This is a genomic window from Bdellovibrio sp. MYbb2 (assembly GCF_056175685.1).
In genome coordinates this window covers 712,240-737,550 of sequence record NZ_JBJKJI010000001.1, presented here as the reverse complement: position 1 = coordinate 737,550, position 25,311 = coordinate 712,240, and the positions used below count along the sequence as shown (strand labels likewise).

At 50.0% G+C, this 25,311-nt stretch carries 26 protein-coding genes; 10 read left to right on the top strand and 16 right to left on the bottom strand.

Annotation, left to right across the window (positions count from 1 at the left end):
• Positions 1-48 precede the first annotated feature (48 nt).
• Positions 49-852, bottom strand: a complete 804-nt coding sequence (locus tag AC04MQ_RS03610; protein ID WP_235046197.1) for a hypothetical protein — start codon at positions 850-852, stop codon at positions 49-51.
• A gap of 139 nt (positions 853-991) precedes the next feature.
• On the opposite strand from AC04MQ_RS03610, the gene AC04MQ_RS03605 reads away from it, so the two are divergent.
• Positions 992-2,284 (top strand): tetratricopeptide repeat protein, encoded by a 1,293-nt coding sequence (locus AC04MQ_RS03605; RefSeq protein ID WP_475392012.1) that lies wholly within the window; start codon positions 992-994, stop codon positions 2,282-2,284.
• Here AC04MQ_RS03605 and rimO read toward each other — a convergent pair.
• Genes rimO through AC04MQ_RS03590 form a run of 3 tightly spaced genes read right to left on the bottom strand, consistent with a single transcriptional unit; the run spans position 2,281 to position 4,821 of the window.
• Positions 2,281-3,654: a 30S ribosomal protein S12 methylthiotransferase RimO gene (gene rimO, locus AC04MQ_RS03600; protein ID WP_015092782.1), complete on the bottom strand. Its 1,374-nt coding sequence runs from the start codon at positions 3,652-3,654 to the stop codon at positions 2,281-2,283. The two genes, AC04MQ_RS03605 and rimO, sit on opposite strands and share 4 nt — an antisense overlap.
• Entirely contained in the window at positions 3,651-4,301 is a 651-nt protein-coding gene (locus tag AC04MQ_RS03595) for a LolA family protein (protein WP_015092783.1), read from the bottom strand. The genes rimO and AC04MQ_RS03595 overlap by 4 nt, the downstream gene beginning before the upstream one ends.
• Positions 4,294-4,821, bottom strand: coding sequence for a ComF family protein (locus tag AC04MQ_RS03590; protein WP_041578139.1), 528 nt, complete (start codon positions 4,819-4,821; stop codon positions 4,294-4,296). The genes AC04MQ_RS03595 and AC04MQ_RS03590 overlap by 8 nt, the downstream gene beginning before the upstream one ends.
• A 217-nt stretch (positions 4,822-5,038) precedes the next feature.
• Between AC04MQ_RS03590 and AC04MQ_RS03585 the strand changes: the two genes are divergently transcribed.
• The gene (locus AC04MQ_RS03585; protein ID WP_475391103.1) at positions 5,039-5,797 is read left to right on the top strand and encodes a protein-glutamine glutaminase family protein; all 759 of its coding nucleotides are present in this window, start codon (positions 5,039-5,041) and stop codon (positions 5,795-5,797) included.
• Here the strand turns inward: AC04MQ_RS03585 and AC04MQ_RS03580 are convergent.
• The 7 genes from AC04MQ_RS03580 to AC04MQ_RS03550 all read right to left on the bottom strand — a co-directional run bounded on the left by AC04MQ_RS03580 (position 5,794) and on the right by AC04MQ_RS03550 (position 12,671).
• Positions 5,794-6,264 carry a 23S rRNA (pseudouridine(1915)-N(3))-methyltransferase RlmH gene (locus AC04MQ_RS03580; RefSeq protein ID WP_041578143.1) on the bottom strand — a complete coding sequence of 157 codons (471 nt, stop codon included), beginning with the start codon at positions 6,262-6,264 and terminating at the stop codon, positions 5,794-5,796. The two genes, AC04MQ_RS03585 and AC04MQ_RS03580, sit on opposite strands and share 4 nt — an antisense overlap.
• 2 nt (positions 6,265-6,266) lie before the next feature.
• Complete coding sequence (gene nadD / locus AC04MQ_RS03575) at positions 6,267-7,295, bottom strand: nicotinate (nicotinamide) nucleotide adenylyltransferase (protein ID WP_041578145.1); 1,029 nt, start codon at positions 7,293-7,295, stop codon at positions 6,267-6,269.
• Positions 7,295-8,326 (bottom strand): GTPase ObgE, encoded by a 1,032-nt coding sequence (gene obgE / locus AC04MQ_RS03570; RefSeq protein ID WP_015092787.1) that lies wholly within the window; start codon positions 8,324-8,326, stop codon positions 7,295-7,297. Before obgE ends, nadD begins: the two co-directional genes overlap by 1 nt.
• A gap of 87 nt (positions 8,327-8,413) precedes the next feature.
• Complete coding sequence (gene rpmA, locus AC04MQ_RS03565) at positions 8,414-8,674, bottom strand: 50S ribosomal protein L27 (protein WP_011166148.1); 261 nt, start codon at positions 8,672-8,674, stop codon at positions 8,414-8,416.
• A 29-nt stretch (positions 8,675-8,703) separates the two neighbouring features.
• Positions 8,704-9,267 carry a 50S ribosomal protein L21 gene (rplU, locus tag AC04MQ_RS03560; protein ID WP_015092788.1) on the bottom strand — a complete coding sequence of 188 codons (564 nt, stop codon included), beginning with the start codon at positions 9,265-9,267 and terminating at the stop codon, positions 8,704-8,706.
• Between the two features lie 207 nt (positions 9,268-9,474).
• Positions 9,475-11,076, bottom strand: coding sequence for a hypothetical protein (locus tag AC04MQ_RS03555; RefSeq protein WP_015092789.1), 1,602 nt, complete (start codon positions 11,074-11,076; stop codon positions 9,475-9,477).
• A gap of 77 nt (positions 11,077-11,153) precedes the next feature.
• The gene (locus AC04MQ_RS03550) at positions 11,154-12,671 is read right to left on the bottom strand and encodes an Rne/Rng family ribonuclease (RefSeq protein ID WP_015092790.1); all 1,518 of its coding nucleotides are present in this window, start codon (positions 12,669-12,671) and stop codon (positions 11,154-11,156) included.
• Positions 12,672-12,818: 147 nt separating this feature from the next.
• Between AC04MQ_RS03550 and AC04MQ_RS03545 the strand changes: the two genes are divergently transcribed.
• Positions 12,819-13,922: a type IV pilus twitching motility protein PilT gene (locus AC04MQ_RS03545; protein ID WP_041578149.1), complete on the top strand. Its 1,104-nt coding sequence runs from the start codon at positions 12,819-12,821 to the stop codon at positions 13,920-13,922.
• A 1-nt stretch (position 13,923) separates the two neighbouring features.
• On the opposite strand, the gene AC04MQ_RS03540 is transcribed toward AC04MQ_RS03545, so the two are convergent.
• Complete coding sequence (locus tag AC04MQ_RS03540; protein ID WP_235046198.1) at positions 13,924-14,301, bottom strand: hypothetical protein; 378 nt, start codon at positions 14,299-14,301, stop codon at positions 13,924-13,926.
• Positions 14,302-14,360: 59 nt separating this feature from the next.
• On the opposite strand from AC04MQ_RS03540, the gene deoC reads away from it, so the two are divergent.
• The 7 genes from deoC to AC04MQ_RS03505 all read left to right on the top strand — a co-directional run bounded on the left by deoC (position 14,361) and on the right by AC04MQ_RS03505 (position 22,307).
• Positions 14,361-15,023, top strand: a complete 663-nt coding sequence (deoC, locus tag AC04MQ_RS03535; RefSeq protein WP_015092794.1) for a deoxyribose-phosphate aldolase — start codon at positions 14,361-14,363, stop codon at positions 15,021-15,023.
• On the top strand, positions 15,023-16,342 hold the full coding sequence (locus tag AC04MQ_RS03530; RefSeq protein ID WP_015092795.1) for a thymidine phosphorylase: 1,320 nt from the start codon (positions 15,023-15,025) through the stop codon (positions 16,340-16,342). Before deoC ends, AC04MQ_RS03530 begins: the two co-directional genes overlap by 1 nt.
• 27 nt (positions 16,343-16,369) lie before the next feature.
• The gene (locus AC04MQ_RS03525) at positions 16,370-17,185 is read left to right on the top strand and encodes a purine-nucleoside phosphorylase (RefSeq protein ID WP_080602456.1); all 816 of its coding nucleotides are present in this window, start codon (positions 16,370-16,372) and stop codon (positions 17,183-17,185) included.
• Between the two features lie 144 nt (positions 17,186-17,329).
• Positions 17,330-18,559 (top strand): S8 family peptidase, encoded by a 1,230-nt coding sequence (locus tag AC04MQ_RS03520; protein WP_041578153.1) that lies wholly within the window; start codon positions 17,330-17,332, stop codon positions 18,557-18,559.
• Between the two features lie 138 nt (positions 18,560-18,697).
• Entirely contained in the window at positions 18,698-20,266 is a 1,569-nt protein-coding gene (locus AC04MQ_RS03515) for an acyl-CoA carboxylase subunit beta (RefSeq protein WP_041578155.1), read from the top strand.
• Positions 20,267-20,274: 8 nt separating this feature from the next.
• Positions 20,275-21,777: an acetyl-CoA carboxylase biotin carboxylase subunit gene (gene accC, locus AC04MQ_RS03510; RefSeq protein ID WP_015092799.1), complete on the top strand. Its 1,503-nt coding sequence runs from the start codon at positions 20,275-20,277 to the stop codon at positions 21,775-21,777.
• Between the two features lie 2 nt (positions 21,778-21,779).
• The gene (locus AC04MQ_RS03505; RefSeq protein ID WP_011166160.1) at positions 21,780-22,307 is read left to right on the top strand and encodes an acyl-CoA carboxylase biotin carboxyl carrier protein subunit; all 528 of its coding nucleotides are present in this window, start codon (positions 21,780-21,782) and stop codon (positions 22,305-22,307) included.
• Positions 22,308-22,364: 57 nt separating this feature from the next.
• Here AC04MQ_RS03505 and AC04MQ_RS03500 read toward each other — a convergent pair whose 3' ends face one another.
• The 4 genes from AC04MQ_RS03500 to AC04MQ_RS03485 all read right to left on the bottom strand — a co-directional run bounded on the left by AC04MQ_RS03500 (position 22,365) and on the right by AC04MQ_RS03485 (position 25,238).
• On the bottom strand, positions 22,365-23,360 hold the full coding sequence (locus AC04MQ_RS03500) for a hypothetical protein (protein WP_015092800.1): 996 nt from the start codon (positions 23,358-23,360) through the stop codon (positions 22,365-22,367).
• 115 nt (positions 23,361-23,475) lie between these two features.
• Positions 23,476-24,237, bottom strand: coding sequence for a twin-arginine translocase subunit TatC (tatC, locus tag AC04MQ_RS03495; RefSeq protein ID WP_015092801.1), 762 nt, complete (start codon positions 24,235-24,237; stop codon positions 23,476-23,478).
• Positions 24,234-24,584, bottom strand: coding sequence for a twin-arginine translocase TatA/TatE family subunit (locus tag AC04MQ_RS03490; RefSeq protein WP_041578157.1), 351 nt, complete (start codon positions 24,582-24,584; stop codon positions 24,234-24,236). The genes tatC and AC04MQ_RS03490 overlap by 4 nt, the downstream gene beginning before the upstream one ends.
• A gap of 18 nt (positions 24,585-24,602) precedes the next feature.
• The gene (locus AC04MQ_RS03485; RefSeq protein ID WP_015092803.1) at positions 24,603-25,238 is read right to left on the bottom strand and encodes a hypothetical protein; all 636 of its coding nucleotides are present in this window, start codon (positions 25,236-25,238) and stop codon (positions 24,603-24,605) included.
• Between the last annotated feature and the right edge of the window lie 73 nt (positions 25,239-25,311).

Sequence of the window (25,311 nt, the reverse complement as noted above, 5' to 3'; positions counted from 1 at the left end):
ACAGACAACTTAAGAATTTCTATGAAGAATTTCTAAACGCGACGCAGATTATTTTTCAAAACTCTTCGACATTTGCAGGGCCTGACCGCCCAGGAACACGACGAGCGCCAGAATGATGGCGACGATGAACAGAATTCTTATAAAATTTCCAATGGTGAACGGTTCTTCCTCTTTTTCGAACGTTTTGACCGGCGGCTTCTTCACCGCAAGCTTCTTCACCGGCGGAGTCAGCGACTCCCCGGAAACAATCGAAGCTTTTCCTTCACCGTTTGATTTTTTTTCAAGTTTTTTGCGTTCCGCTTCGGTCAGCCCCGAAATCGCCACAGAACGCGTTTTCTGCGGTCTGGGACCATAACTGCCGCCACTGCTGCCGCGGAAGAATCCACCGCTGCCGCCCCCTTCCAGCGCGATTTCAACGACCTTTCCTTGGGCGCCCCCGCCAGTTTCCACCCCGGAAGACGGACGACGACCCCGGTTCATGAATCGACTGCCCCCACGAGATTGAGAACCGGCATAAGTGCCCCCGCCGGAACCACCACTGCCGCTGCCGCCACTGCTGTCACTGCCTGAACCACTTCCTGAACCGTCTTTATTGGACCCCGAACCACTGCCGCTGGATCCGCCGCTGCCACTGCCATTCGGCGGACGACCGTTCGCCCACGTTCCGGCCTGGAATCGGGTGTTGCACCCTTCATCGGCCACCGTGGTGTCTTCACTTCCCACAGAAGGAAGCTCGCCCATTTCCAGTAAACACTGCACGTAAGAACCCATGTAGTTTTTGATGAAGGCATCCATGGGTTTGATAATTTGAGACGTCAGCCCGATCAATAATGCGACAATGATCACGAGCATAAGGACATACTCGAGCGCGGCCTGACCTCGCTCGCTGGGTAGTCCAGATGTAAGTTGAGATTTCTTCACTCGTAAGAGCATTTAGGTCATAATACAGCATATGCCCAATGGACTGAATTTCAATCGACTCATATTTACTGTGTTCTTGGCTTTTGTCTCATTTCTGGTCATTGATCAGCCCCTTGCCCGCGCGGCAGAGCAGACCAAAGACGAGTTCTCTCTCTTTGAAGACGAGCTGAAACCGGCAGCGACGCCGGCTCCTGCGGTCGTAAAACCCACCGCCCCCACCATCAGCAAACCAACTGTGACCAGACCCACGGTGACCGCACCCAAAGCAGAAACCCCGAAAGTCGCAACACCTGCGGCCCCGGCCACCCCGGCAGTTCCGGAAAAAACAACGGTCACCGTGCCGAAGCCTGAACCCGTGGCTGCCCCGGTGGCAGCGGTCCCTGCAGACGAAACCCCCGAGCAAAAAATTGAGCGCCTAAAAAAAGAAATCCGCGCCAGCCCCAAAAATGCGCGCCTGATTGTGGATTTGTCAGAGGAACTTTACAAAAAAGAAGAATACGAAAAGGTCACTTTGCTTTTGTGGAAACACGTCGACAAGATCGACCGCCGCGGACTTCTGATCCTGGCAAGATCCCATGAAAAACGCAAAGAACCAACCGAGATGATCCGTTCCCTGAATGTACTTCTGGGTAAGGATGAAAAAGACTATGAGGCTTACAATCTGATGGGGAATGCCCACATCCTTCAGCGCAAAACCAAAGACGCGATGGAAGCCTACAAAAAGTCCATCGAGTTGAATGCGAAATACGAACCGGCCTACGACGGTCTGATCTCGCTTTATGAAAAGCGCGACACGCCGAACCTGTATGAACTGCGCATTCTTTTGCAGGACATGGTGCAAAACATCGGTCCGCGCCCGCAGTACCTAAGAAAACTTTGCGAGATCAACACCCGCGACGGCACTTACGAACCCGCAGTGCAGTCCTGCAAGGAAGCCATTCAGAAAGACCCTAAAGTCGCCGACGCTTACGTTTACCTGGGACTTTCCTACAAGGCCCTGGGGGAAGACGCCATCGCGGTAAAGACGCTTAAAAAAGCCGCCAGCGACTTCCCCAAGTCCGAGCTTGCGCAATACCATTATGGCGCCCTGCTGGAAGAACAGAAAAACTATATCGAGGCGATGAAGGTGTTTAAATCGGGAACGGAAGCCGATGGCCAGGCGGGACGCTCGTGGCTGGGACTTGCCACCACGTCGTTTGAACTGCGCAAGTATGATCTTTCGCTGATGGCTTACAAAAACGCCTGCAAATTTGACAAAAAAAATGCCGTGGCCTTTAGAAGAGCCACGACAGTTTTAAGAAACGCGAAGAACAACAAATGGACCGACCAGTTTGAACAGGCGTCGGACAACTGTACGTTCTAGTTTTCCACCACGATCTCACCAATCAGATCGTATTCCATGTTGTCGGTGATGTGAACTTTCACCATGTCACCGACCTGGGCCTGACCATCATTGATCAGAACCACACCGTCGATATCCGGAGCCTGACCCCAGAAACGGCCCTGCAACAGCAGATCTGTTTCCTCTGAGAAGCCTTCCACGATCACTTGCAAAGTTTTACCGACAAAGTCGCTGTGCTTTTCACGAGAGATGTTCTGCTGAACTTCCATCAAAGCATCGTGACGGTATTGTTTTGTTTCTTCGTCGATCTGGTTGTCCATGCGACCACCCGGAGTGTTTTCTTCCGGAGAATACTTGAAGCAACCCACGCGGTCGAACTGCTGTTCGGCCACGAAGTTCAAAAGCTCTTCGAACTGCTCCTGAGTTTCACCCGGGAAACCCACAATGAACTGTGTGCGGATCACCGCTTCCGGCAGATGTTCACGGATGTTCATCAGTGCCGTTTCGATCTCATCACGGGTCATTTTACGGTTCATGGATTTCAGAACCTGATCGTTCACGTGCTGCAAAGGCATGTCGAAGTACTTCACGATCTTGGTGCTGTTTTTGATAACCTGAACCATCTCTTGCGTGATGCCATCTGGATACAGGTACATCAAACGGATCCACTGCAGGCCTTCAACCTGATCCAGAGCCTTCAACAGCTCAACCGGGCTTTCTTTGCGAGTTGGATCTTTACGACGGATATCAAAACCATAATCAGTGAAATCGTGGCTGATGATGATCAGCTCTTTCACGCCGCCCGCAACCAGCAACTTGGCTTCGGCCACGATCGCGTCGATGGAACGGGACTGCAGGTTGCCACGGATCAATGGGATCGCGCAGAACGCACAACGCTTCATGCAGCCTTCAGAGATTTTCAAATAAGCACGGTGACCCGGCTGGGAGTTCACACGCGGAGTCGCTTCTTCCTGCAGATAAGTTGGCAGGTTGAAGAAGGTCTTCTGTTTTTCACCTTCATCAGAGTTTTTCAAAATCTTGGCGATGTTCTGGAACTCACCAGAGCCCACGAACAAGTCTGCTTCCGGCAAACCTTCCACCAGGTCGTCTTTATAACGCTGGGTCAGGCAGCCCGCGACAACAACCTTTTTGATTTTGCCTTCTTGTTTCAGGTCACTCATGTCCAGAATGCGCTGAATGGATTCTTTTTTGGAGTCTTCGATGAAACCACAGGTGTTCACGATAACTGTGTCCGCCTGATCCGCCTCGCCCACAACATCATAGCCGTCTTTCATCAAAGTACCGGCCATGATTTCGCTGTCGACAAGATTCTTCGGGCAACCCAGAGAGATAAAGTGAACTTTTTTGTTTTGAGCAGTCTCTTGTTTCATAGGTCAGTTACCTGTGCATCTTTTGGCGGTTGATATTTGAACAGTTTCTTATTTTCTTTTTTCAGGAACTTCACATCGGAAAACTTCATGGTGGTCAGGTTTCCGATATCGTCCAGGTAGGAAATCGTCTGCAGCGTGTTGTCCTTGGACTTCACCGTCAGCTTCAGGGATTTCACGGTCAGGCCATCATTCAGCGGCTGCACTTCGATGTTGACCAGCCCCCCGTCTTTTTCCTCTTTCAGGATCTTGAAGTTTTTGTTCAGATCCTCACCCAGCAAAGAAGAAATCAGGATGTGGGACTTCGTCTTTTTGTCGACGATGCCCTTTGCCACCTGCACCGGTCCGCCGAATTCTTTTGGCGGAACCTGCACGCTCCAGATGGTTTTACCATCGAACACCAGCAGAGTTTCTTCCGGCTTGGTGTTTTCCCAGCGGAACTTTCCGTTCGCCAGATAGATCTTGCCGTCGTACTTGGTTTCTTTGCCAAGCAGTTCAGACTTCACAGTCTTTTCCACATTCATTTCCACAAGCTTTGTGGTGCGGTATTTTTTTGCGACTTTCTGAAGAGCACCGTTGCCAGTAATGGCCGCCATAGCACTCAAAGAAAACAGGAATGTCAGGACCAGGGATAAAGTCGATCTAAGCATGCGGGTTTTGTAGCATATCCGTGGACGCTCCGCAAGAGAGGCCCCTCTCAGCCAAGACCCAAATTTCAAAGTGAGGGGGACTCCCGAGCGCCAGTCGTGCGGCGCGCGCTGTAGAGCCAGTGGTAAGGATGTCGTCGACAAAGATCCACAGGATGTCTGTCGAGTTTTTAGACACCTCTGTATTTTTTTCAACCAGCTCCATCGCGATCAGGGCGCGCTCTCCCCGGTCGGACCGGCGCTGCTTCCCCGCAGAGGCTTTGCGCAAACAGGGAAAGTAAACGCCCCCCGTGTGAGCTGCCAGCGCCCGGGCAAACAATGAAGCATGATCTTCGGCATCGGACTTCGACGGCGCGGGAACAAAGTGCAGTCTTCGCCCGGCAGCAAGGTCAGGCACATGCCGCTGCACCATCATCTGTGCAAAATGCTCCCACCCCTGCCTGTTGTACCGGCCCTTTAAACTCAGCACCAGGGCCGACAACAGATCACTTTCCCCGGGATTCCAGGAATATAGAGCCCTCAACCCCTCCTGTCTTCGGCGCGGTCGATGCGGGTAACGATTCAACACTTCATGACAGGGAACACAGAGCCCCGCCCGCACCACTTGGAACGATCCGCAATGCAGACAGGCGGACAGTCGGGTCTTGAGCATTTTCAACAAAGAATTCATTCTTTCGCGTCAGTGCAAATTCTTTGACAGTCCCTGACGGCAGGCCTAGAACCGAAAGAGTGAGGGGTTTATGAAGGCATTTTTCGTTTCGTTGATGATTCTGTCTGCTTCCGCCACGGCCGTGGCCGGTCTTTCTTCCATCCGACATTCTGGTGAATCTTTTGAGTCTGCTCGTCAGCGCAGCACGCCGGTGTGGGAACTTTTTGGTCGCAACAGCTATCCTGATCGCATGAAAAAACCCATGAAAGAACTGAACATTCAGGAAATTCCGGATGTGGGTTCTTATGCAGACCTCGAACGTGAATTCAAATACGTTCGCGACACCCGCTTCATCACCGACGCTCAGCCTTTCGCCCGCCGCCTGACCTGGATGTATCCGGACGATGGTTGTTATGCCCGCGCAGAACTTGCCGCCACTGAGCTGGTGGAACATCACTTCACCACACCAAAGAAAATTTTTGTCTTCGGAAACCTGTACGCTCCGACTGAGAACGCCCCGGGCGGCTCTGTTTCCTGGTGGTATCACGTGGCCGTGACCTACCGGGTGGGGAACGAGGTTTACGTCTTTGACCCGGCGATCAATCCTGAAAAGCCGGTCACTTTGGCTGAATGGAACAAAGCGGTGGGTGGCGAAAAAAGCCAGGTGCAATACACCATCTGCTCACACAAGACATTTGATCCGGGTTCTGACTGCCTGAACCCCCGTGCCTTGTCTGACCAAGAGGCCCTTTCTGAACAAAAGAATTTCCTGAGCCTTGAATGGAACCGTCTGCTGGATCTGGATCGTGATCCGGAAAAAGAACTGGGTAACGAGCCGCCTTGGCTCTAAATATTGTGATACGGGATTTTTTTGATGATCGTAAAAGCCCGGTAGATTTGCTCTAAACTCATCGCCTGGGCCATCAGATGATTCATCACCATCGGCGACAAAGCCACCTTCAGGTCCGCACGTTTGCGGACCTCTTCATTGACTCCAAAAGCACCGCCAATAATGAAAATCGCGCGCTTCTTGGAGCTTCCCAGAATGTTTTCCACTTTTTTTGAAAATTGAATCGAATCCAGCACCGAGCCGCGCTCGTCAAAAAGCACGACATAGTCATCACTGTTTATATTTTTAAGGATCAGTTCGGATTCTTCGTTGCGCTTGAAGTCCGCGTCTTCACGCGCGGACTTTTTCGCCTTTAAGGACTGGATATCGAAGGGAATGAAGAAGGAAATCTTCTTCTTGTACAACTCGCTGACCTCGTCTGCCCAGGCTTCCTTGGCCGTCGCGAGGTTGTACAATATGAACTTCATGATTACTGCTCGCCCTTGCCAACATAAGGATCTTTCAATCCCATGTCTTTACCTTGTCTCCACAGGTTTTCCAGGCTGTATTCCTGGCGAACGAAGTCGTAGAAGACGTGGATGATCAAAGAACCGTAATCGACAAGAACCCAGCGGCCCTCATCCACACCCTCGATGCTTTGCGGGTGAACGTTGTATTCCTCTTTCACCGCCATCACGATGTTTTCCGCCATCGCCGCCGCATGACGGGTGGAGGTACCGGAAGCGATCAAAGTGTATTCGCTTGGAGCCGACATGGAAGTCAGATCAAAACCACGAACGTTGATGCCTTTTTTCGCAAACAAAACATTCGCGCAGAATTCAGCGAACTTGGTGTAGTCCCCGATACGGTCGCCCAGATTGCGGTAAAGTTTGTGTTCTTTGATGTAGGATTCAACAGACAACGGCAGGTATTTTTCAACCGGTTTGCCGGAACGAAGCCATTTACGAACTTCACTGGAGGAAACTTCCACATCACGCAAAGTGATGAACTGGATGTTACGGCCGGTGTTCAGCTCAATAAAGTTGAAATCAAATTCTGCAACCAATGGCTTCAGGAAGCCTGGCATCTCTTCCAGGGATTCCGGCATGTCGTAACCCGGGCGGGTTGTGACAATCAGATTCGCCTCAGTCAGGATCTTTTGATAGTCCTTCCACTGAGCCAGCTCTTCAAACTTGTCAGCACCCACGACAAGGTACAGATCATTGGCGTCGTAGGATTTGCGCAGGTTCATCACGGTATCAATCGTGTAGCTCATGCCACCGCGTTTGATCTCCTGATCATCCACGAAGTAAGTTTCACCGTACTGAGCAAACGCCAGGCGAGTCAGTTCCACACGCTGTTCAGGCGTTGGACCTTCCACCGGAGTTTTCAGAGGATTCTGAGCCGCAGGCAGGATGTGAACTTTGCCCAAACCGGCTTTTTTCGCCACGGTTTGGATTGCGTTGATGTGACCCATGTGTGGAGGGTTGAAACTGCCTCCGAAAATACCTATTTTCATTATTCTTCTTCCTCTTTCAAAATCTGACGAGCCAGTTCCTGAACAAATTCTTTGATGTTTTTGCCAGTCACCGCAGAGATCGCAAACGGCTCACTGCCGCTGGCTTCCTTGAACTGCTTTTTCAGCTTCGTCAGCTGAGATTCACTTAAAGTGTCGATCTTGTTCAAAACAACCAATTGAGGACGCGTGGATAGAGGGAAGAAACCCTCTTTGTCCTGATTGTTTTCATCGTACATCTTAAGTTCGTTATTAATATCTGTAAAATCCTCTAAAGGATCACGACCTGACATTCCGGATGCATCAACCAGATGAATGAACAGACGTGTACGTTCAATGTGTTTCAGGAACTGAATGCCCAGACCCACACCTGCGTGCGCGCCCTTCACCAGTCCCGGAATATCCGCCACCACGAACGAGGAATAATCCCCGGCCTTCACCACTCCCAGATTCGGAGTCAGGGTTGTGAACGGATAATCCGCAATTTTCGGTCTTGCTGCAGAAATACGGGAAATCAGCGTGGACTTGCCCGCGTTCGGGAATCCAACGATACCCACATCCGCAATCAGTTTCAGTTCCAGACGAACTTCAATTTCCTGACCGTCTTCACCAGGTTGCGCGTGTTCAGGAGCCTGATTCACACTGTTTTTGAAGAATTCATTTCCTTTGCCACCACGACCGCCTTTAAGCAGAGTGTGTTCGGAAATACCCGTCATATCGATGATGATTTCGCCATCCATATTACGGAATACAGTGCCTTGAGGAACAATAAGAATAAGGTCTTCGCCATCCATACCGGATTTCTGACGACCTTCACCCATTCTTCCGGATTGAGCGGCGTATCTTTTGTTTTGTCTAATATCTACCAGAGAATTGATATGACGAGATGTGCGGATAACGACATCCCCGCCCTTACCACCGTTGCCCCCATCCGGGCCGCCACGGGCTTGCATGGACTCGCGGCGAAAACTTACACAACCCGGGCCGCCACGACCCGAAGCTAAAGAGATACTGACTTCATCGATGAATTTCATAACTGACTATCTATACAACAAAAAAGGAGCCATGGGATGGCTCCTTTTCCATTTGTGAAAAAATGTATCAGTTTATCTTAAGACTGATTAAACAGCTTTAGGATAAACGCTAACTTTGAAACGCTCTTTGGAGAAACGTTCAAATTTAACAAGACCTTCAACTACAGAATAGATTGTGTAGTCGCGACCCATTTTTACGTTGTTACCCAAGTGGAACTTAGTACCACGTTGACGAACGATGATAGTTCCTGGAAGAACTTTCTCGCCACCGAATCTTTTTACACCCAGTCGTTTACTCTGTGAATCACGACCGTTCTTTGTACTACCACCGGCCTTCTTACTTGCCATGACGAACCTCTCTTACGAAATAAAATTAATTAAGCTTTCTTAGAAGTTTTTTTAGCTGCTTTTTTCTTCGCGCCAGTTTTAGTCGCTTTTTTAACAGTCTTTTTAACTGCTTTTTTTGCAACTTTCTTTTTCGCTACTTTTTTAGCCGCTTTTTTTACAACTTCTGCAGTACCTTTGTTCGCTGCGCGCTCTTTACGAGCGGTTACGCGAGCTTGTGCTTTTTCAGCACGAACTGCTTTCACGTCAACAACAGTTGCTGCTTCATCAGATTTAGCAGTTTTTCCATCGAAGGAAATTGCTTTAACAAATAGTTCGGTGAACTCTTGTTTGTGAGTTGCGAACTTTCTGTAACCTTGACGACGCTTCTTTTTGAAGACGATCTCTTTTCTTGTCTTAGCTTGTTTAGTAACAACAACAGTTACTTTCGCACCTTTAACAAGAGGTTGACCAACAGCAGTGGACTCACCACCAACCATCAAAACTTCGTTGATTTCAAACTCTGCACCAAGTGCTTGTTCAAGTTTATCCACCTGAACTACGTCACCAGCTTGAACTTTATATTGTTTCCCGCCAGTACGAATAATCGCGTACATGTAATACCTCCAGCTACCCGAATTAAGCCAATGGTAAATGCCACTTTGCACTAGGCTTTGTCAACCTAATACATGCTATTTTTTTCAGCTTTTTACGAGAGAAAGAGAGGTTAGCTTTAACCCCCCTCAAATGCAAATATTTTTGGAAAAAGTTAGCGAGGTCTAGGTGCCAAATAAAAGCCTATATTTTCAGCACCTTAGCTTAACTCAGGGCTTCAAAAGTTCCCGCTTCCAGGCGTCCCCGAGCTGCAAATTCTTACTATTGACCACCGCCTCAATCAGCTTTTTATGATCCTGATAATTTTTCTGGGCGGACTTACTGGCAGGGTTTCGGGCAGCAATAACGCGCAACTCATCTTTTTCGCGGCTTAAAGCATCAAAGATATTCTGGGCTTTCACATCCGTTCGGCTGGTGGCTTGCTCGGTTTTGATGAAATATTCCGCAGCCTTATCGTATCTTTCCGCCGAGGCATTCATCTTCGCCCCCACCCAGTAATCACGTGAAGATTTGGCCGCTTTTGCATCATTCATAAAGACTTCATAAGAGTCAGACGCCTTGCGGTAACTTGTTGTAGACTCTGAGATATTTCCGGACACACGCAACTTGTCGGCTTCCAAACGGGCCTTGTTGGCAAAATCCCGGGCGGCCTTTGTGTCCGACAGACTTCCCGCCAATCCCTGACGCATTAATAGATCCCGCTCTTCGGTTTTGAACCCGGCGTTCTTCAATATATTAGCCTTGTCGCTTAGATCCGTCTTTGAATAGGTCCCATAACCCCGGCCGGTTCCCTTGCCCACTTCATGGGCCGCGATCAGGGCCTTCTTTTCCGCCTCGGTCAAACTTCGACCCAGGGATTTTTCCGCCGCAGCCACGCGCTCTATATTAGACAGCTTCGCAGCCTTTTCCAGTTCCGCGGCTGAAGCCACGGTTCTGGTCGCGGCAGAGGCCTTTCCAGCATCCGCACTCACCCCGGCCAGTTTCATGATGTTTTTGGCTTTGGCGGCTTTCAGTGCCGCTCCGGCTGGTCCGCCGGCCAAAGTCGCCACCTCGGCCACAGCTTCACAGACGATCGCGGCGGCCTGCTGGGCGTTGTAGCATTCGATCTGCACACCCATCTCTTTAAGTTTGGCTTTAGCCATCCCCACCAGATCAATGTTTGAGGGCGTGACCTGTTTCTGACTCCACTGAACATATTCCCGTTCATCGACAGAAAGATTTTTATCCCCCTTCATCATAACAAGGCGAAGGGTTGCATTGCCCTTGTCCATGCCTTGCATTTTGATGATGCGTTTTACGGTCGCACAGTTGGCGCGCTTTAAAACAGAGGCTTCGGGCATCTGCACCTGCAAAAGTTTCGGCACCGTGCTGTTATATAGTTTGAACAGATTTTCTTTACCCTTGGGATCGGCTTCGCAGGCTTTGTTAGCAGCCGCTTCCGCTTCCATATCCAGCGCGATCTTCGCCGCCCCTTCACCAATTGCCGTACCAATAGCGACAAAAGAGTCTTTTACAAAATTCCAGCCACCCACCGCGCAACCCGAAGTGTAACCCCAGGTGCTTTCCGCCGCCCGCGACAGAGAGCTTTGATCATGGCACTTCAGCGCTTTATCCTCAGGTTTTTCCCCATTGGCACGCATCTTCGCAAAAAGATCCTGACACTCTTTGGACTTCAAAGTCTCCATGCACGTGTTGCGGGAAACATCCGCCAGAGCTTTTAGCTGGTAAGGCTTCGGGCCGCAAAAAAGCGGCTCGGAGTGTGCAAGAAAAGAAAATAGAATGCCAAAAAGAAAAATCAAAAGATGTTTCATGCAGAATCTATCGGAACACCAGACCCCCGACTCAACAGCCCAAGGTCCAGCAATCCCAAATTGATTCCACAATTCATCTATACGAAGAAGATTTCGTATTGTTCTAAGTGATAATTTGGTTCAATTTTAAACGCGACAGAGCGGCCCAGTTTCTTTTCGATGCCTTCCAGGCTTTCGCCTTCGACTTCGTAGATCCAGTCGACCACTTCACTGTGACAATGAATGACCACGTTGGTTTTTTTATTGATCAGCATGTCAGCATCACGCTCAAGTTCACGGAAGATTTCGTTTGCCACCGTGGATTTGCGTTTGATGTAGCCTTTACCTTCACAGTAAGAGCAGGGTTCACACAAAGTCTTAATCAAGCTTGGGCGAATGCGCTTACGGGTCATTTCCACCAAACCCAGCTGGGACATGGAAACAATATTGGTACGGGCACGGTCACGCGCCAGTTCTTCAGCCAAAGCTTCCAGAACTTTTTCGCGATGGGATTCTTTTTCCATATCGATAAAGTCGATGATGATGATCCCGCCGCAGTTACGCACACGCAGCTGGTGCGCGGTCTCGCGAACCGCTTCCAGATTGGTTTTTAAGATCGTGTCTTCCAGATCTTTTTTGCCCACGAACTTGCCGGTGTTCACGTCAATGACCACCAGCGCTTCGGCCTCGTCAATCACGATGTAACCACCGGATTTAAGCCAGATCTTTCTTTCCATAGAGCGGGAAATTTCAATATCGATATCGTACAGGTCAAACAGGGGCTTTTTCTCTTCGTAAAGCACGATGTTTTGTTTGTACTTCGGCATGAACTGGGACACGAACTTCACAACTTTTTTGTGAATCTCAACGTCATCGACCCATACGCTGGTGACATCTTCGCTCATCAAATCACGCAAAGCACGCAGCTCGACATCAAGCTCGGTGTGAAGTGTGCCCGGAGTTTTTTTCTTTTCGTAGTTTTTGAAAATCTCTTTGCTCAAACGATCCAGATATTCGATGTCGGCTTTCAACATCTCTTCCGAAGCGCCGTCCCCGGCGGTTCTTACGATCACACCACCGGATGGATTGATTTTCTGGACCAGTTTGCGCAGACGCTCGCGTTCGCCTTCATCTTCAATACGACGGGAAATACCCAAGTGGCGCACCGTAGGCAGGAACACCACGAAACGGCCTGGCAGTGACAAGTGCGTCGTCAGGCGCGCGCCCTTGGTGCCCAGAGGATCTTTGGAAACCTGAACCAGAATGCTCTGGCCTTCTTTCACCAGATCCTGAATGGGAGTTTTATTGGTGTGACTTAAAGGTTTGTCGTCATCGCCTTCATCCATCGGCTCTTCACGGTCGACTGCGGAAAGGAAGTTGTCATCCACGTCTTCACGAATATCGCCGACATACAGGAAGGCTGCTTTTTCCAGACCAATATCCACAAACGCCGCTTGCATACCCGGAAGAACACGAATCACCGTGCCGCGATGAATGGACCCGACCAAAGTGGGGGACGTTTTTCGTTCAATTTTCAAATCAGTCAGGATACCGCCGTCAACATAGGCTACACGTGTCTCTTGAGGTCGAACGTTAATCAGAATTTCTGCGGACACAGGCGACTCCTTGGCGAATATAACCCCTCTTGAACGGGGTTGGTCTTAGTTCAATAGTCCAGAAACAAGACCGATAGCAATTAATATTTAATATTGAAACATATCTGACCGAAAAGATCACTGAATTAGAGACCTTAGGAGACGACGATGGCAACAATTGATGAATTGTTCAAACTCATGGTGGAACAAGGTGCCTCCGACTTGCATATCACAAGTGGAGCCGCCCCTTATTTGCGCCTGCATGGAAACATGGTTCCATTGAACTATCGTGAGCTCACCAATCAGGACGTGCAGGGACTGCTTTTTGAAATTCTCTCTGAAAAGCAAAAGAAAGCTTTCGTTGAAAAGTGGGAGCTGGATTTCGCCTACACTTTGCCAGGTGTCGGTCGTTTCCGTTGCAATATCTTTATGCAGCGTAAAGGCCTTGGCGCCGTTATGCGTATCATTCCGGAAAAAATCAAAACTGCACAGGAACTGGGACTGCCTCCGGCCGTGATGGACATGATCGATTGCGATCGTGGTCTGATTCTGGTCACCGGTCCGACCGGTTCTGGTAAATCCACAACCTTGGCGGCGATGATTCACCAAATTAACATGACCCGCGAAGCCCACATCATCACCGTGGAAGACCCAATCGAGTTCGTTCACCCGAATTTGAAGTCCCTGGTCAATCAGCGTGAGGTGGGAAGCCACACCAAAAGTTTCGCCAACGCCCTGAAAGCGGCTCTGCGTGAAGATCCGGACATCCTGCTGGTGGGGGAGCTTCGTGACTTGGAAACTATTTCTTTGGCACTGACCGCGGCAGAAACAGGTCATATCGTTTTCGGAACCCTGCACACCAACAGTGCGGCGAAAACCATCGATCGTATCATTGACGTATTCCCTGCCGGTCAACAGCAACAGATCCGCACGATGCTGGCTGAATCCCTGCGTGGAGTTGTCGCCCAGACACTGTTCTCCCGCGCGGATGGACAAGGTCGCGTAGCGGCTTACGAGATCATGAGAAACACCAAAGCCATCTCGAACTTGGTTCGTGAAGGTAAAGTCCACCAGATCCCATCTGCCATGCAGACCGGTGCCACTCAAGGTATGGTTCTGTTTGAAAAGTACATTGAAGATCTGGTTCGTAAGGGTAAAGTTTCCGCAGCCGACGCCAAGACCTTCCTGGGTCAGGCCGGTGGTGGCGACACCAGCGTGCAGACCGGAATGGGTGGCGCACCTGCCGGCGGTCCGCGCACCAAAGTGGGCTAAACTAGAAAGTAAACGAATACTGAATCATGGGAGGGGCCTTGGCGATGAAAGTTTCCGAGGCCCTTCGGTTTTTAAAGTCCATTCCCAAATTCTGGGAATACTCATACTGAGGCGCCGCTGGGCGCGAAGAGTCATAAATAACATACCCCACCCCGCCCAACAGTCCGACCAGCGCCCCGGTGGTGATATTGCCTGTGTGCTCTTGAGGTTCACCATAAAAAGACAATGTGCTTAATCCCAGAATCGCCCCGCCCAGAGTGGAAAACAAGACGGCAGCGACATTGCGTTTCACACTGCGGTTGGCCTGGGCCATCGAGGTGGAGGAAGTGAAAATGAACAAAGATATGAGTAAAACTGAGGTCCACTTCTGTGGTGTCATGATTGCCTCCTGCAATGATCTGAGATAACTTTTTAATTTAAACATTCTTGAGGTGCCCCGTGCAACTAAGTCGTTACATTGACCATACTCTTTTAAAGCCCGAAGCCCAAACCGCCCAGATTGAAAAGCTGTGCGCCGAAGCCAAAGAGCATAACTTCTTCTCTGTCTGCGTGAACACGTCCTATGTAAAGACCTGTGCAGAACTTCTGAAAGACTCTTCCGTCAAAGTCTGCTGCGTGGTGGGTTTCCCGCTGGGCGCCATGGATACGGTCAGCAAGGCCTTTGAAACCAAAACCGCCATCGCCAACGGTGCGCAGGAAATCGACATGGTCATTCAAATCGGCGCACTGAAAGACCGTCGTCTGGACTATGTTCGCGACGATATCAAGGCCGTAGTTCAGGCAGCCAACGGTCACACCGTGAAAGTCATCATCGAAACTTCTTTGCTGAATCAGGAAGACAAAACCCTGGCGTGCAAAGCGGCTTTGGAGGCCGGTGCGCATTTCGTAAAAACCTCCACCGGTTTTGGTGGCGGCGGCGCCACGGTGGATGATGTGAAACTGATGAAGTCCGTTGTGGGTTCATCCATGGAAGTCAAAGCTTCCGGCGGCATCAAAGATGCCCAACAAGCAAAAGCAATGATCGACGCTGGAGCCACCCGTCTTGGCACAAGCTCAGGGATCACAATTATTCAAGGCGGCTCTGTACAAGGTGGTTACTAATGGCTTTTCTTCCTGCTGAAATTATTAAAATCAAACGCAACGGCGGTCAGCTGTCGTATGAAGAAATCAACGAATTCATCCTGGGCTATGCGCGCGGGCAGATTCCTGATTATCAGATGTCAGCTTTGCTGATGGCTATCTTCTTCCGCGGCATGAACACGGAAGAAACTCTTTCTTTGACCAAAGCGATGCTTCACTCTGGTGAAGTTGTGGATTTTTCATCTGTTAAAGAATTCAAAGTGGATAAACATTCCACAGGCGGCGTGGGTGATAAAACCAGTCTGATTCTGGGACCGATTGTGGCGGCCGCGGGCATTCCGGTGCCGATGATTTCCGGCCGTGGCCTGGGTCACACCGGCGGAACTTTGGACAAGCTGGAATCCATTCCGGGATTCAACACTCAAAAGTCCCTGCCTGAATTTATCGAGCTGGTTCACAAACACAAAATCTGTTTCATCGGTCAGACCAAAGAAATCTGCCCGGCCGATAAAAAAATATATGCCCTTCGTGATGTGACCGCGACGGTGGAAAGCCTGCCGCTGATCTGCGCTTCGATCATGTCCAAGAAAATGGCTGAAGGCATCGATGGCCTGGTGCTGGATGTGAAGTTCGGTTCCGGCGCATTTATGAAAACTTCGATGCTAGCGGAAGAACTGGCGATAAATCTGATGGCGATTGCCAAAGGTTACGGCAAAAAAGTCACTGCCTTGCTGACCAATATGGATCAGCCGCTGGGCCGCTATGCGGGTAACTCAGTGGAAGTGGAAGAGTGCGTGGCGATCATGAAGAACGAAAAATTCATCGGCGCTGGTGGCTATGATCTTTACGAAGACACACGCGAACTGAGCCTGCGTCTTTCTGCGCACATGCTGCTATTGGCGGGTGTTGGCAAGAACGAAGAGGAATCCTACAAAATTGCCGAAGACATTCTGGTGTCCGGTAAAGCGATGGCGAAGTTTGAAGAGCTTTGCTCCATCCACGGTGGCAATTTGAAGGCCCTGCCAAAACCGAAACACTCTATCGAAGTCAAATCCGACAAAGCCGGCTGGGTGGGTGGATTCCACACTGAAAGCATTGGCGTTGCGGGCATCCTGATCAAGGCCGGTCGTGCACAAACCACGGACATCATTGCTCCGACGGCGGGCATCGAGTTCCATGTGAAAGTGGGCGATGAAGTAAAGGTGGGCGACACCGTGTTTACATTGCATGGCGACGACAAAGATCTGCTGCAATCTGCTCTGCCGATGCTTCGTTCAGCAGTGACAATTTCCTTGCAAAAGACGACAAAGCCTAGTTTGATACTCAAAACTTTGAGCTAATACTCAAGGTCGAAAAGGGAGAATATTTTGGTACTCAACAAGCTACAAGAATCCATGACCTATATCCGCACCAAGACTTCGGCAAAACCGAAAATCGGTGTTGTATTGGGATCGGGCCTTGGCGCTTTTGTGAAAGAAGTGGAAGTTGAAACGACCATTCCTTACAAAGACATTCCTCACTTCTCCCCTCCGACTGTCGAAGGACATTCTGGAAATCTGATCTTCGGTAAAATCAATGGCCAATCCATCGCGATCCTTCAGGGTCGCAACCACTACTACGAAGGCCACAGCATGGAAAGTGTTGTGTTCCCGACTCGTACTTTGGCGATGCTGGGTGTGGAAACATTGATTTTGACGAACTCTGCCGGCGGCTTTGGTGAAAACATGCAAGCCGGTGATTTCATGGTCATCGAAGATCACATCAACCTGATGGGCACGAATCCTTTGATGGGTCCGAACATCAAGGAACTGGGCCCTCGCTTCCCGGACATGACTGAAGCTTACGACAAACGCCTGATTCAGATCATGGAAGACGTGATGATGAAGCAGGGCACACGCTATCACAAGGGTGTGTACTGTGGCGTGAGCGGTCCTACTTATGAAACTCCGTCTGAAGTTCGTTACCTGAAACTGATTGGCGGTAAAGCGGTTGGCATGAGCACGGTTCCAGAAACCATCGCGGCCAACCACCTGGGTCTGCGTGTTGCGGCTCTTTCCTGCATCACTAATTTGGCGGCTGGGATTTCTTCTCAGAAGCTTTCCCACGACGAAGTGACAGAGACAGCCAAGCAAGTAGAGATGCAATTCTCCTCGTTTTTGCGCGAGTTCATCGCTCATATCTAATGGGTTGGACCTGAGAAAACGGTCCAGTCCAGTTTCTGAAACTTAGCCTCAAAATAAGACATATAATAGCCGAAGAGCTAACCGGTCGGGCCTTTGTAGTGCGTCCCATTGATGGGACCCGTTGGGCTCGCACAGGGAGTGAACATGGATGTTCAAAAAATTCTCTCGGCGGTCGCTTGCGTCTTTGTATTTGCAGCTTGTAGCCAGAAATCCGCTGAAACAGTCTTTCCAGAAAATGGCGCGCTTGATTCCAGCGCCTGTCGTGGTCAGGCTCTTGAACACAAATTCATCGTGCAATGGGAGGACGGCAGTTTCACAACTGAAACCGCAACCAATGCCGAAGAATTCAAAGAAAATTTCATCAAACCTCAATTGGAAAACATCAAACACGTCGATTACGATCGCGTGATCCAACTGCAAAGATCCAGTGAAGTGTCAGTAAATGCGTTTACAGACAGCTGGGGCCAGCAGCGCATTGGCGCCCCGACGGTGTGGAGCCAGGGTGTTTACGGCCAGGGCGTAAAAGTCGCCGTGGTGGATGCATACGTGGATGTGTCCCATCCCCAACTGCTTCCGCGCATTGCCGTGAACACAGGTGAAATCCCGAACAATGGTATTGATGACGATAAAAACGGAATCGTCGATGACTACTATGGCGCTGCCTTTGTTTCCCAGCCGGGCAACAATCAAACGCCAAGCTCGCACGGTTCCCACGTGGCGGGTATCATCGCTGCGGACTCTCGTTATGGTTCGATTGAAGGTGTTGCGCCTCAGGCGCAGATTATTCCCGCGCAGTTCATTGCCAATGATGGCGGTGGTTCTTTGGGTGATGCCGTTCTGGCGATGCAATATTCCGCCAGCCGAGGTGCCAAGATCATCAACGCCAGCTGGGGTGGAGCTCCGTGTGTGGCGTCTTTGCGAAATGCTTTTGTAGAGCTTGAGAAAAAAGGCATTCTGGTTATTGTGGCGGCCGGTAATGACGGTCGCGATGTCGATGTGTATCCGGAATTCCCGGCCTCCTTCAACATGGCCAATCAGATCACCGTGGCGGCAGCTTCAGTTTCAGACTTTATGACTTCCTGGTCGAATAGTGGTTTTTCTCTGGTTCACGTGGCGGCTCCGGGTGAAAGAATTCTTTCCACCGTGCCGGGCGGATCCACGGCTTACATGGAAGGAACCAGTATGGCTGCGCCATTTGTAAGTGGTGCCGCAGCCCTGGTTTGGAGTGCCAAACCGACGGCCACGGCCGTGCAAGTTAAAGAGGCAATTTTGAAGTCTGTGGACGTGTCTTCCGGACACGAATTTAAAGTAAATACTCGAGGGCGCATCAATGTCGAAAAGGCGCTTCAGTACATTCAGCAGTTAGTTCCATAATTTCAAACACATAGCTCAATTCACGCAGAGTATAAAAAGTATGCTCTGCGTCTCTAGTTTTAAGATGATTCTTTGAACTGAAGTGCTAGATTGGTTCCTTGTTTTTTGAGGATGGTTCCTCACAAGAAAAGGAATTTTATGAGCACAGAAGTTTCATCTGGCATTCAAGCACGATTGGCAGATCTTGAGAAAAGAAACGAAGCCGCAATGGCTGGTGGTGGCGCAGCTCGCTTGGCAAAACACAAGCAAGGTGGCCGTCTGACTGCACGCGAACGCGTGGATGTTTTGCTGGATCCAGGCAGTTTCGTTGAAATGGATCGTTTCGTTTCTCACCGTTGCACAAACTTCGGCATGGATAAAAACGTGGTTCCTGGTGATGGTGTCATCACTGGTTACGGTCGTATCAACGGCAAACTGGTTTATTTGTCTTCTCAGGATTTCACCGTGATCGGTGGATCCATGTCCCGCACTCAAGCCAACAAGATCTGCAAAGTGATGGATCTGGCGATGAAGAACGGGGCTCCATTCATCTCTATCAATGACTCTGGTGGCGCGCGTATTCAGGAAGGTATTGAATCCCTGGGTGGTTACGCCGACATCTTCACCAGAAACACCATGGCTTCCGGCTTGATCCCGCAGATCACCGCAATCATGGGCCCGTGCGCGGGTGGCGCGGTTTACTCCCCGTCCATCACGGACTTTGTGTTCATGGTGAAAAACACCTCATACATGTTTGTGACCGGTCCTGATGTTATCAAGACTGTGACCCACGAAGATGTGACCAAAGAAGATCTGGGTGGTGCAACAACTCACTCGGCAAAATCCGGCGTGGCTCACTTCGCAGCTGAAGATGACAAGCACTGCTTGCTTCTGATCCGCGAGATGATGAACTTCCTTCCGTCCAACAATCTTGACGATGCTCCGGTTCTTCCAACCAACGACCGTCCGGACCGTTTGACTGAAGCTTTGAATTCTTTGATTCCGGAAAATCCAAAGAAACCTTACGACATGATCTCTGTTATCACCGAGTGCGTGGATGAAGGTTACTTCCTGGAAGTGCACAAACACTTCGCTCAGAATCTGATCGTGGGCTTTGCACGCTTCAACGGCCGCCCGGTGGGTATCGTGGCAAATCAGCCAAACATCCTTGCAGGTTGTTTGAACATTGAAGCGTCCCGCAAAGGCGCTCGTTTCATCCGTTTCTGTGACGCTTTCAACATCCCGGTGGTTTCCTTCGTGGACGTACCAGGCTTCCTGCCAGGTAAAGACCAGGAATGGAACGGCATCATCACTCACGGTGCGAAACTTCTTTATGCTTACGCGGAAGCGACAGTGCCTAAAATCACCGTTATCACCCGCAAAGCTTACGGCGGTGCTTACATCGTTATGGGCTCGAAACTTCTTCGCTCAGACGTGAACCTGGCTTACCCATCTGCAGAAATCGCGGTTATGGGCGCTGACGGCGCAGTAAGCATCATCTTCCGTGAAGAGATCAACAAAGCCAAAGACCCTGTGGCAGAGCGCGCGCGCCTGACGGCAGAGTACGAAGCCAAGTTCAGCAACCCTTACGTGTCTGCGGAACTGGGTTACACGGATGAGGTTATTGAGCCAGCGATGACTCGTAAACGCATCATCGACTCTTTGGAAATGCTGAAACATAAACGTGACGTTACTCCGGCTAAAAAGCACGGAAACATCCCTCTGTAGGAGCGAACATGGCATTGTTTAAAAAAATCCTGATCGCCAACCGCGGGGAAATCGCCATCCGTATCACTCGTGCTTGTCGCGAGCTGGGTATCGGATCTGTGGCGGTGTTTTCCGATGCGGACCGCGACAGCTTGCACGTATTCCTGGCGGATGAGGCTTATCACATCGGCCCATCCCCATCGCGCGAAAGCTATCTGAACTATAACAAGATCATCGAGGTCTGCAAAAAAGCCGGCGTGGACGCTGTTCACCCGGGTTATGGCTTCCTGTCTGAAAACACCACTTTTGCCAAAGCACTGGAAGAAGCCGGTATCACATTCATCGGACCTACAGTGGCAAACATCGAGGCGATGGGGGATAAACTTTCCGCCAAGTCTCTGATGAAAAAAGCGGGCGTTCCGACGGTTCCGGGCTCTGACGGTGGCGTTGACTCTGTTGAAGCCGCTCAAAAGATCGCTGAACAAATCGGTCTGCCGATCATCATCAAGGCTTCTGCCGGCGGTGGCGGTAAAGGCATGCGTGTGGTTCGTCAGATGGACGAACTGGAAAGCGCTTTCCGTGCGTGTCGTTCTGAAGGTCAGAACTATTTCGCGGATCCGACTGTTTACATCGAAAAATTCATCAACGACCCGAAACACATCGAGATTCAGGTCTTCGGCGACAAACACAACAACCACGTTCACCTGTTTGAACGTGAGTGCTCTGTTCAGCGCCGTCACCAGAAGATCATCGAAGAATGTCCGTCCCCTTCTGTGCCTCACGAAGTGCGCCTGCGCATGGGTGAAGCCGCTGTTCGCGCAGCAAAACAGATCAACTATGTGGGCGCGGGAACGATTGAGTTCATCTTTGATAACACCACCAAAGAATTCTACTTCATGGAGATGAACACTCGTCTTCAGGTGGAACATCCGATCACAGAGATCGTGACGGGCTTTGACCTGGTGAAAGAACAGATCTACGTGGCAGCGAACAAACCTTTGAGCTTCAAACAAGAGGACATCAAACAAAAAGGCCACGCCATCGAAGCCCGTATCTGCGCGGAAGACCCGATCACGTACAAACCACACCCTGGTGTGATTCGTGCCTGCCGTCACCCGCAAGGTCCGTTCATGCGTGTGGATTCCTACGCATACCCTGGCTACGAAGTGCCTATCTTCTACGATCCAATGATCGCGAAAGTGATCACCTGGGGCGAAACACGCGAAGAGGCTATCGACAGAATGCAACGTGCCCTGAGTGAGTTCGTGTTGACCGGTATTAAAACCAATATCGTTCTTCATAAAACCATTCTGGATCACGCGAAATTCCGCGATGGTTCTTACACGACTCAGTTCATTGAAAAGAACTTCGAAGTTATCGAACCAAATCTTTTCAAAGAAGTGGAAGACCCTGTATTCCTGATCGCTGCGGCAATCACTGCTTATAACGATCGTAAATCCAAAGACGTTCGCCAGCTGAATCTGACTTCCAACTGGAAGCGTGTCAGCCGCAAACTTCAATTGAGGACGTAGTCATGTATTTTGAGGCAGAACTTAAAGGTAAGAAATTTAAAGTGGATGTGACCGAGCACCGCACGACCTGGAAGGTTTCCTTGCAGGAAGAGGGCAAAGACTGGATCCACTATGACATCTCCAAAAACGACTACAAGCAGGCCGAGCAGTACATCAGCTTCCTGTTTGGCGGTAAGTCCTATCTGATCGACGTGATCGGACAGGACACTGAGTACACGGTCTTTACGCGTAACTCTTTCCGCACCATCAAAGTCTTCAATGATGAAATGCTTCTGCATGAATCCCTGAAGAAAGGTGGCGGTTTCGGTGGCGACCAGGAACTGAAATCCGGTATGCCTGGTAAAATCATCGAAATCTTCGCCAAAGAGGGTGAAATCGTGAAGGCCAACAAACCTTTACTGATCATGGAAGCGATGAAGATGGAAAATGAAATGCGTGCATCCCGCGATGTAAAAATCAAAGAGATCCGCGTGAAACAGGGCGACTCTGTGGAATCCGGAGCGGTTCTGATCAAGTTTGAAGAACCTTAGTCGGTTTTAAAAAGCTGAAAAATCAAAGGGGCTCATCAGAGCCCCTTTTTTATTGTCTTATTGATTTCCTTTGGCGGCCTTCTGTGAGGCCTTTGTCTTGGCCGGGGATGCGCCTGTCATGCTGCCGGTGCCACCAATAATTGCACCGTAAGCTCCTGCGCCGCCCATCATACTGCCCATACCCATCCCGTAATAACCACCCATCATGCCCATGCCACCATCAGCCATGGAAGCACACATCGCAATCGCACCACCGATATTAAAGGCGCTGGTTTGAGCCGCTTGTTTGCTTTTCTTGTCAGCTGGAGCCTCCATGCCGGCATACACACCAAATGCACCTGCAGTCATGGATTTACCCTCTTTTGCCAGTTCAGCGTTACGCTGATCATAAGCGCCTTGAGCCATGCCAATCAGGCTTCCGCACTGAGCCGCATTCTGAGAACCCATTTTGGAAATCATTGGCTTCATACGGTCACAGAAAACCTTGTCGTAAGTGACTTTGGTTTCCACTTTTGAATTTTCATCCAGCATCTGCATATAAGCGCTTTGCGCCACTTCACAAGAATCACCATTGTAAGAGAATGTGGATTCGGTGCCTTTCACCAGCGGGAAATTGCCTTTGAAGTTTTTGCCCCATTCGGTTTTCATGTAAGCATCACGGTTCTGAATCTGGGATTTCAGATTCATGTCTTTGTTCACCGCCACCACGCGGCCCTGATCGTCACGACGAAGGCTTACGGTTTTACGGTCTGTTTCAAATACCGGTTTACCGTCTTTAAAGCCGGTCATAACTTTGGCTTTGTAAACGATCGTTTCAACGCCATCTTTGGTTTCGCGGGAAATGATTTTGCCAGAATCAAGCACATTGGTTTTGCCGTCATTACCGATAACGAAGGCAGCGCCATCAGGTTCCGTACCGAAACCCATATCCATGGTTGCCATGTTGACTTGATTGATACACGCAAATTGTTTGGCCGCTTTTTCGTAATCCTGAATTTGCGCCGTCGCAGACAAAGATAGACCCATCAGAGACAAGAAGATCAAAGACTTCACAGTTCCTCCATGAACGTAAGAATGCTTTTGTACACTTACCAAGCGTACTCACAAGATTCTCACATTTCACATTAAAAGCCGAACACCCCGACTGTAGTCGAGGCTGGAACTGTGGCTATTCGCGCTCGTTCACAGCGAAGCTGTCTTCACGCTTCTTTTCAAAGACACCGACGATCAGGACGGCGGCTTCATAAAGAACCCACATCGGTGCCAGCATCATCACCATGCTCAGCAGATCCGGCGGAGTGATCACCGCGGCGATCACCGCGATTGTCATAATGGCATAGCGGCGGTTCTTGCGCAGGAAGGACTGGGACACAATTCCCATCATACCCAGAACCACGATCACCAAGGGTAATTCAAAAGCCACCCCGAACATCAGACACATCTGGGTGAAGAACCCCATGTACTGATCAATGGAAATCATCGGCTTGTCGATTTCGCCCCCGAAAGTCATCAGGAACTGGAAGGCCATTGGCAAAGCGATCCAGTATGAAAACGCCGCGCCCAGCACAAACAAACCCGTGCCGGAAACGATAAAGCCCATGGTGTATTTGCGCTCTTTAGCGTACAGCCCCGGAGCAATGAACTTCCACACCTGATAAAGCCAGAACGGGCACGACAGTAAAATACCGCACACGAAGGAAAGCTTTAGATGAGCAATGAATTTATCCAATGGACCGGTATAGATCAGACCGCCACCTGGAAGGTACGGACGAATCGGTTCACGCACGAAATCGAAAATCTTTTCACTGAAACCGTAACAGATACCCGTGGCGATCAACAAAATCCAAACACAATTGATCAGACATTTGCGAAGATCGGACAGGTGCTCAAACAAGGATTGGGCTTTGGAATCGAGTTCTTCGCGTCTCATGAAGGCTTCTGTTCTTCTGATTTTTCGTCAGCGGTGGCTTGCGGAAACTCCAGCTGTTCTTCAACGATTGGAGCTGCATCAGCAGAAGGCGCCAGTGGAGCCTGTTCGGCTTCGTTCTGATTTTGACCTTGCTGTTGAGGATTGCGGATGGTGTCCAGATTCAGTTTGTCGAGCTTATCAAGACGCATCTGTTGCTTGAGTTCATCACCCATGGAATCGGTGCTTCTTTTCAACTCGTTGAGAAAGCGCCCCAGAGTCCTTGCCAGTTCCGGAAGTTCTTTCGGCCCGATCACAATCAGGGCAAGAACCGCAAGGAAGATAATTTCAGACATACCTAAGCCAAACATGGCGCCAGAATAGAGGAATCAGCTCTGCTTGCCAAGCTTTACTTGATCCTGAGGAAGGGTCAAAACTCCCATTTCCTCAAGCTTCTCACGAGCCAGCTCAGAACCTGTTCTCATATAGCGCTCATACAGTCTCAGGATGCTTTCGTCGCTTTTGATAAAGGAATGATGACTGATGTACGTCAGCACATCGACAAACTCCAGAAAACGGTCCGAGAACACCGTGTACACACGGGCCATGGTGTCTTCCCGGGTGCAATGGGCCAGGGATGCATAGGCCGCTCCGCCAATCTCCGCATAGTAATCCACATCGATGATCTTGCGAGACAACGAGTCGCCAAAGAAGCCGCTAATGTACAGGGTTCGGTCTCCGAGTTTTCTCAGCATTTCGGCCTTGGCAAAGCTTTCGGCATTCTGAGCCGCCAGATACATTTCAGCCAGTGTCTGGGGATTTCGAGCGCCGCTTTCGCTGGCGTAGGCTGGATCGTGCAGATTCCGCGCATCCAGATAGTGCTGTAATAAATTCACAAGATAGGCTTCAACCAATGGATAGGTCTGAACCTTTCGCTGGGACAGACCTTTCTGAACCAGCTCCTGGAAGTAGCCCTCAGGGCTTACAAAAAGCTCAACTGTTGGTGTCGAACGCTTTTCCCGCATACTGTTAGTTTAACAAATCCTGAATGGTTTTCGGTTAGTTGTTTTTTGCAAAGCTGGTCAAAAGTCTCACAAT

Coding starts and splice junctions, on each gene's coding strand:
- AC04MQ_RS03610 (WP_235046197.1), bottom strand. CDS start 852: ATGCTCGTGATCATTGTCGCATTATTGATCGGGCTGACGTCTCAAATT.
- rimO (WP_015092782.1), bottom strand. CDS start 3,654: ATGAAACAAGAGACTGCTCAAAACAAAAAAGTTCACTTTATCTCTCTG.
- AC04MQ_RS03595 (WP_015092783.1), bottom strand. CDS start 4,301: ATGCTTAGATCGACTTTATCCCTGGTCCTGACATTCCTGTTTTCTTTG.
- AC04MQ_RS03585 (WP_475391103.1), top strand. CDS start 5,039: ATGAAGGCATTTTTCGTTTCGTTGATGATTCTGTCTGCTTCCGCCACG.
- AC04MQ_RS03580 (WP_041578143.1), bottom strand. CDS start 6,264: ATGAAGTTCATATTGTACAACCTCGCGACGGCCAAGGAAGCCTGGGCA.
- nadD (WP_041578145.1), bottom strand. CDS start 7,295: ATGAAAATAGGTATTTTCGGAGGCAGTTTCAACCCTCCACACATGGGT.
- obgE (WP_015092787.1), bottom strand. CDS start 8,326: ATGAAATTCATCGATGAAGTCAGTATCTCTTTAGCTTCGGGTCGTGGC.
- rpmA (WP_011166148.1), bottom strand. CDS start 8,674: ATGGCAAGTAAGAAGGCCGGTGGTAGTACAAAGAACGGTCGTGATTCA.
- rplU (WP_015092788.1), bottom strand. CDS start 9,267: ATGTACGCGATTATTCGTACTGGCGGGAAACAATATAAAGTTCAAGCT.
- AC04MQ_RS03555 (WP_015092789.1), bottom strand. CDS start 11,076: ATGAAACATCTTTTGATTTTTCTTTTTGGCATTCTATTTTCTTTTCTT.
- AC04MQ_RS03545 (WP_041578149.1), top strand. CDS start 12,819: ATGGCAACAATTGATGAATTGTTCAAACTCATGGTGGAACAAGGTGCC.
- AC04MQ_RS03540 (WP_235046198.1), bottom strand. CDS start 14,301: ATGACACCACAGAAGTGGACCTCAGTTTTACTCATATCTTTGTTCATT.
- AC04MQ_RS03530 (WP_015092795.1), top strand. CDS start 15,023: ATGGCTTTTCTTCCTGCTGAAATTATTAAAATCAAACGCAACGGCGGT.
- AC04MQ_RS03520 (WP_041578153.1), top strand. CDS start 17,330: ATGGATGTTCAAAAAATTCTCTCGGCGGTCGCTTGCGTCTTTGTATTT.
- AC04MQ_RS03515 (WP_041578155.1), top strand. CDS start 18,698: ATGAGCACAGAAGTTTCATCTGGCATTCAAGCACGATTGGCAGATCTT.
- accC (WP_015092799.1), top strand. CDS start 20,275: ATGGCATTGTTTAAAAAAATCCTGATCGCCAACCGCGGGGAAATCGCC.
- AC04MQ_RS03505 (WP_011166160.1), top strand. CDS start 21,780: ATGTATTTTGAGGCAGAACTTAAAGGTAAGAAATTTAAAGTGGATGTG.
- tatC (WP_015092801.1), bottom strand. CDS start 24,237: ATGAGACGCGAAGAACTCGATTCCAAAGCCCAATCCTTGTTTGAGCAC.
- AC04MQ_RS03490 (WP_041578157.1), bottom strand. CDS start 24,584: ATGTTTGGCTTAGGTATGTCTGAAATTATCTTCCTTGCGGTTCTTGCC.
- AC04MQ_RS03485 (WP_015092803.1), bottom strand. CDS start 25,238: ATGCGGGAAAAGCGTTCGACACCAACAGTTGAGCTTTTTGTAAGCCCT.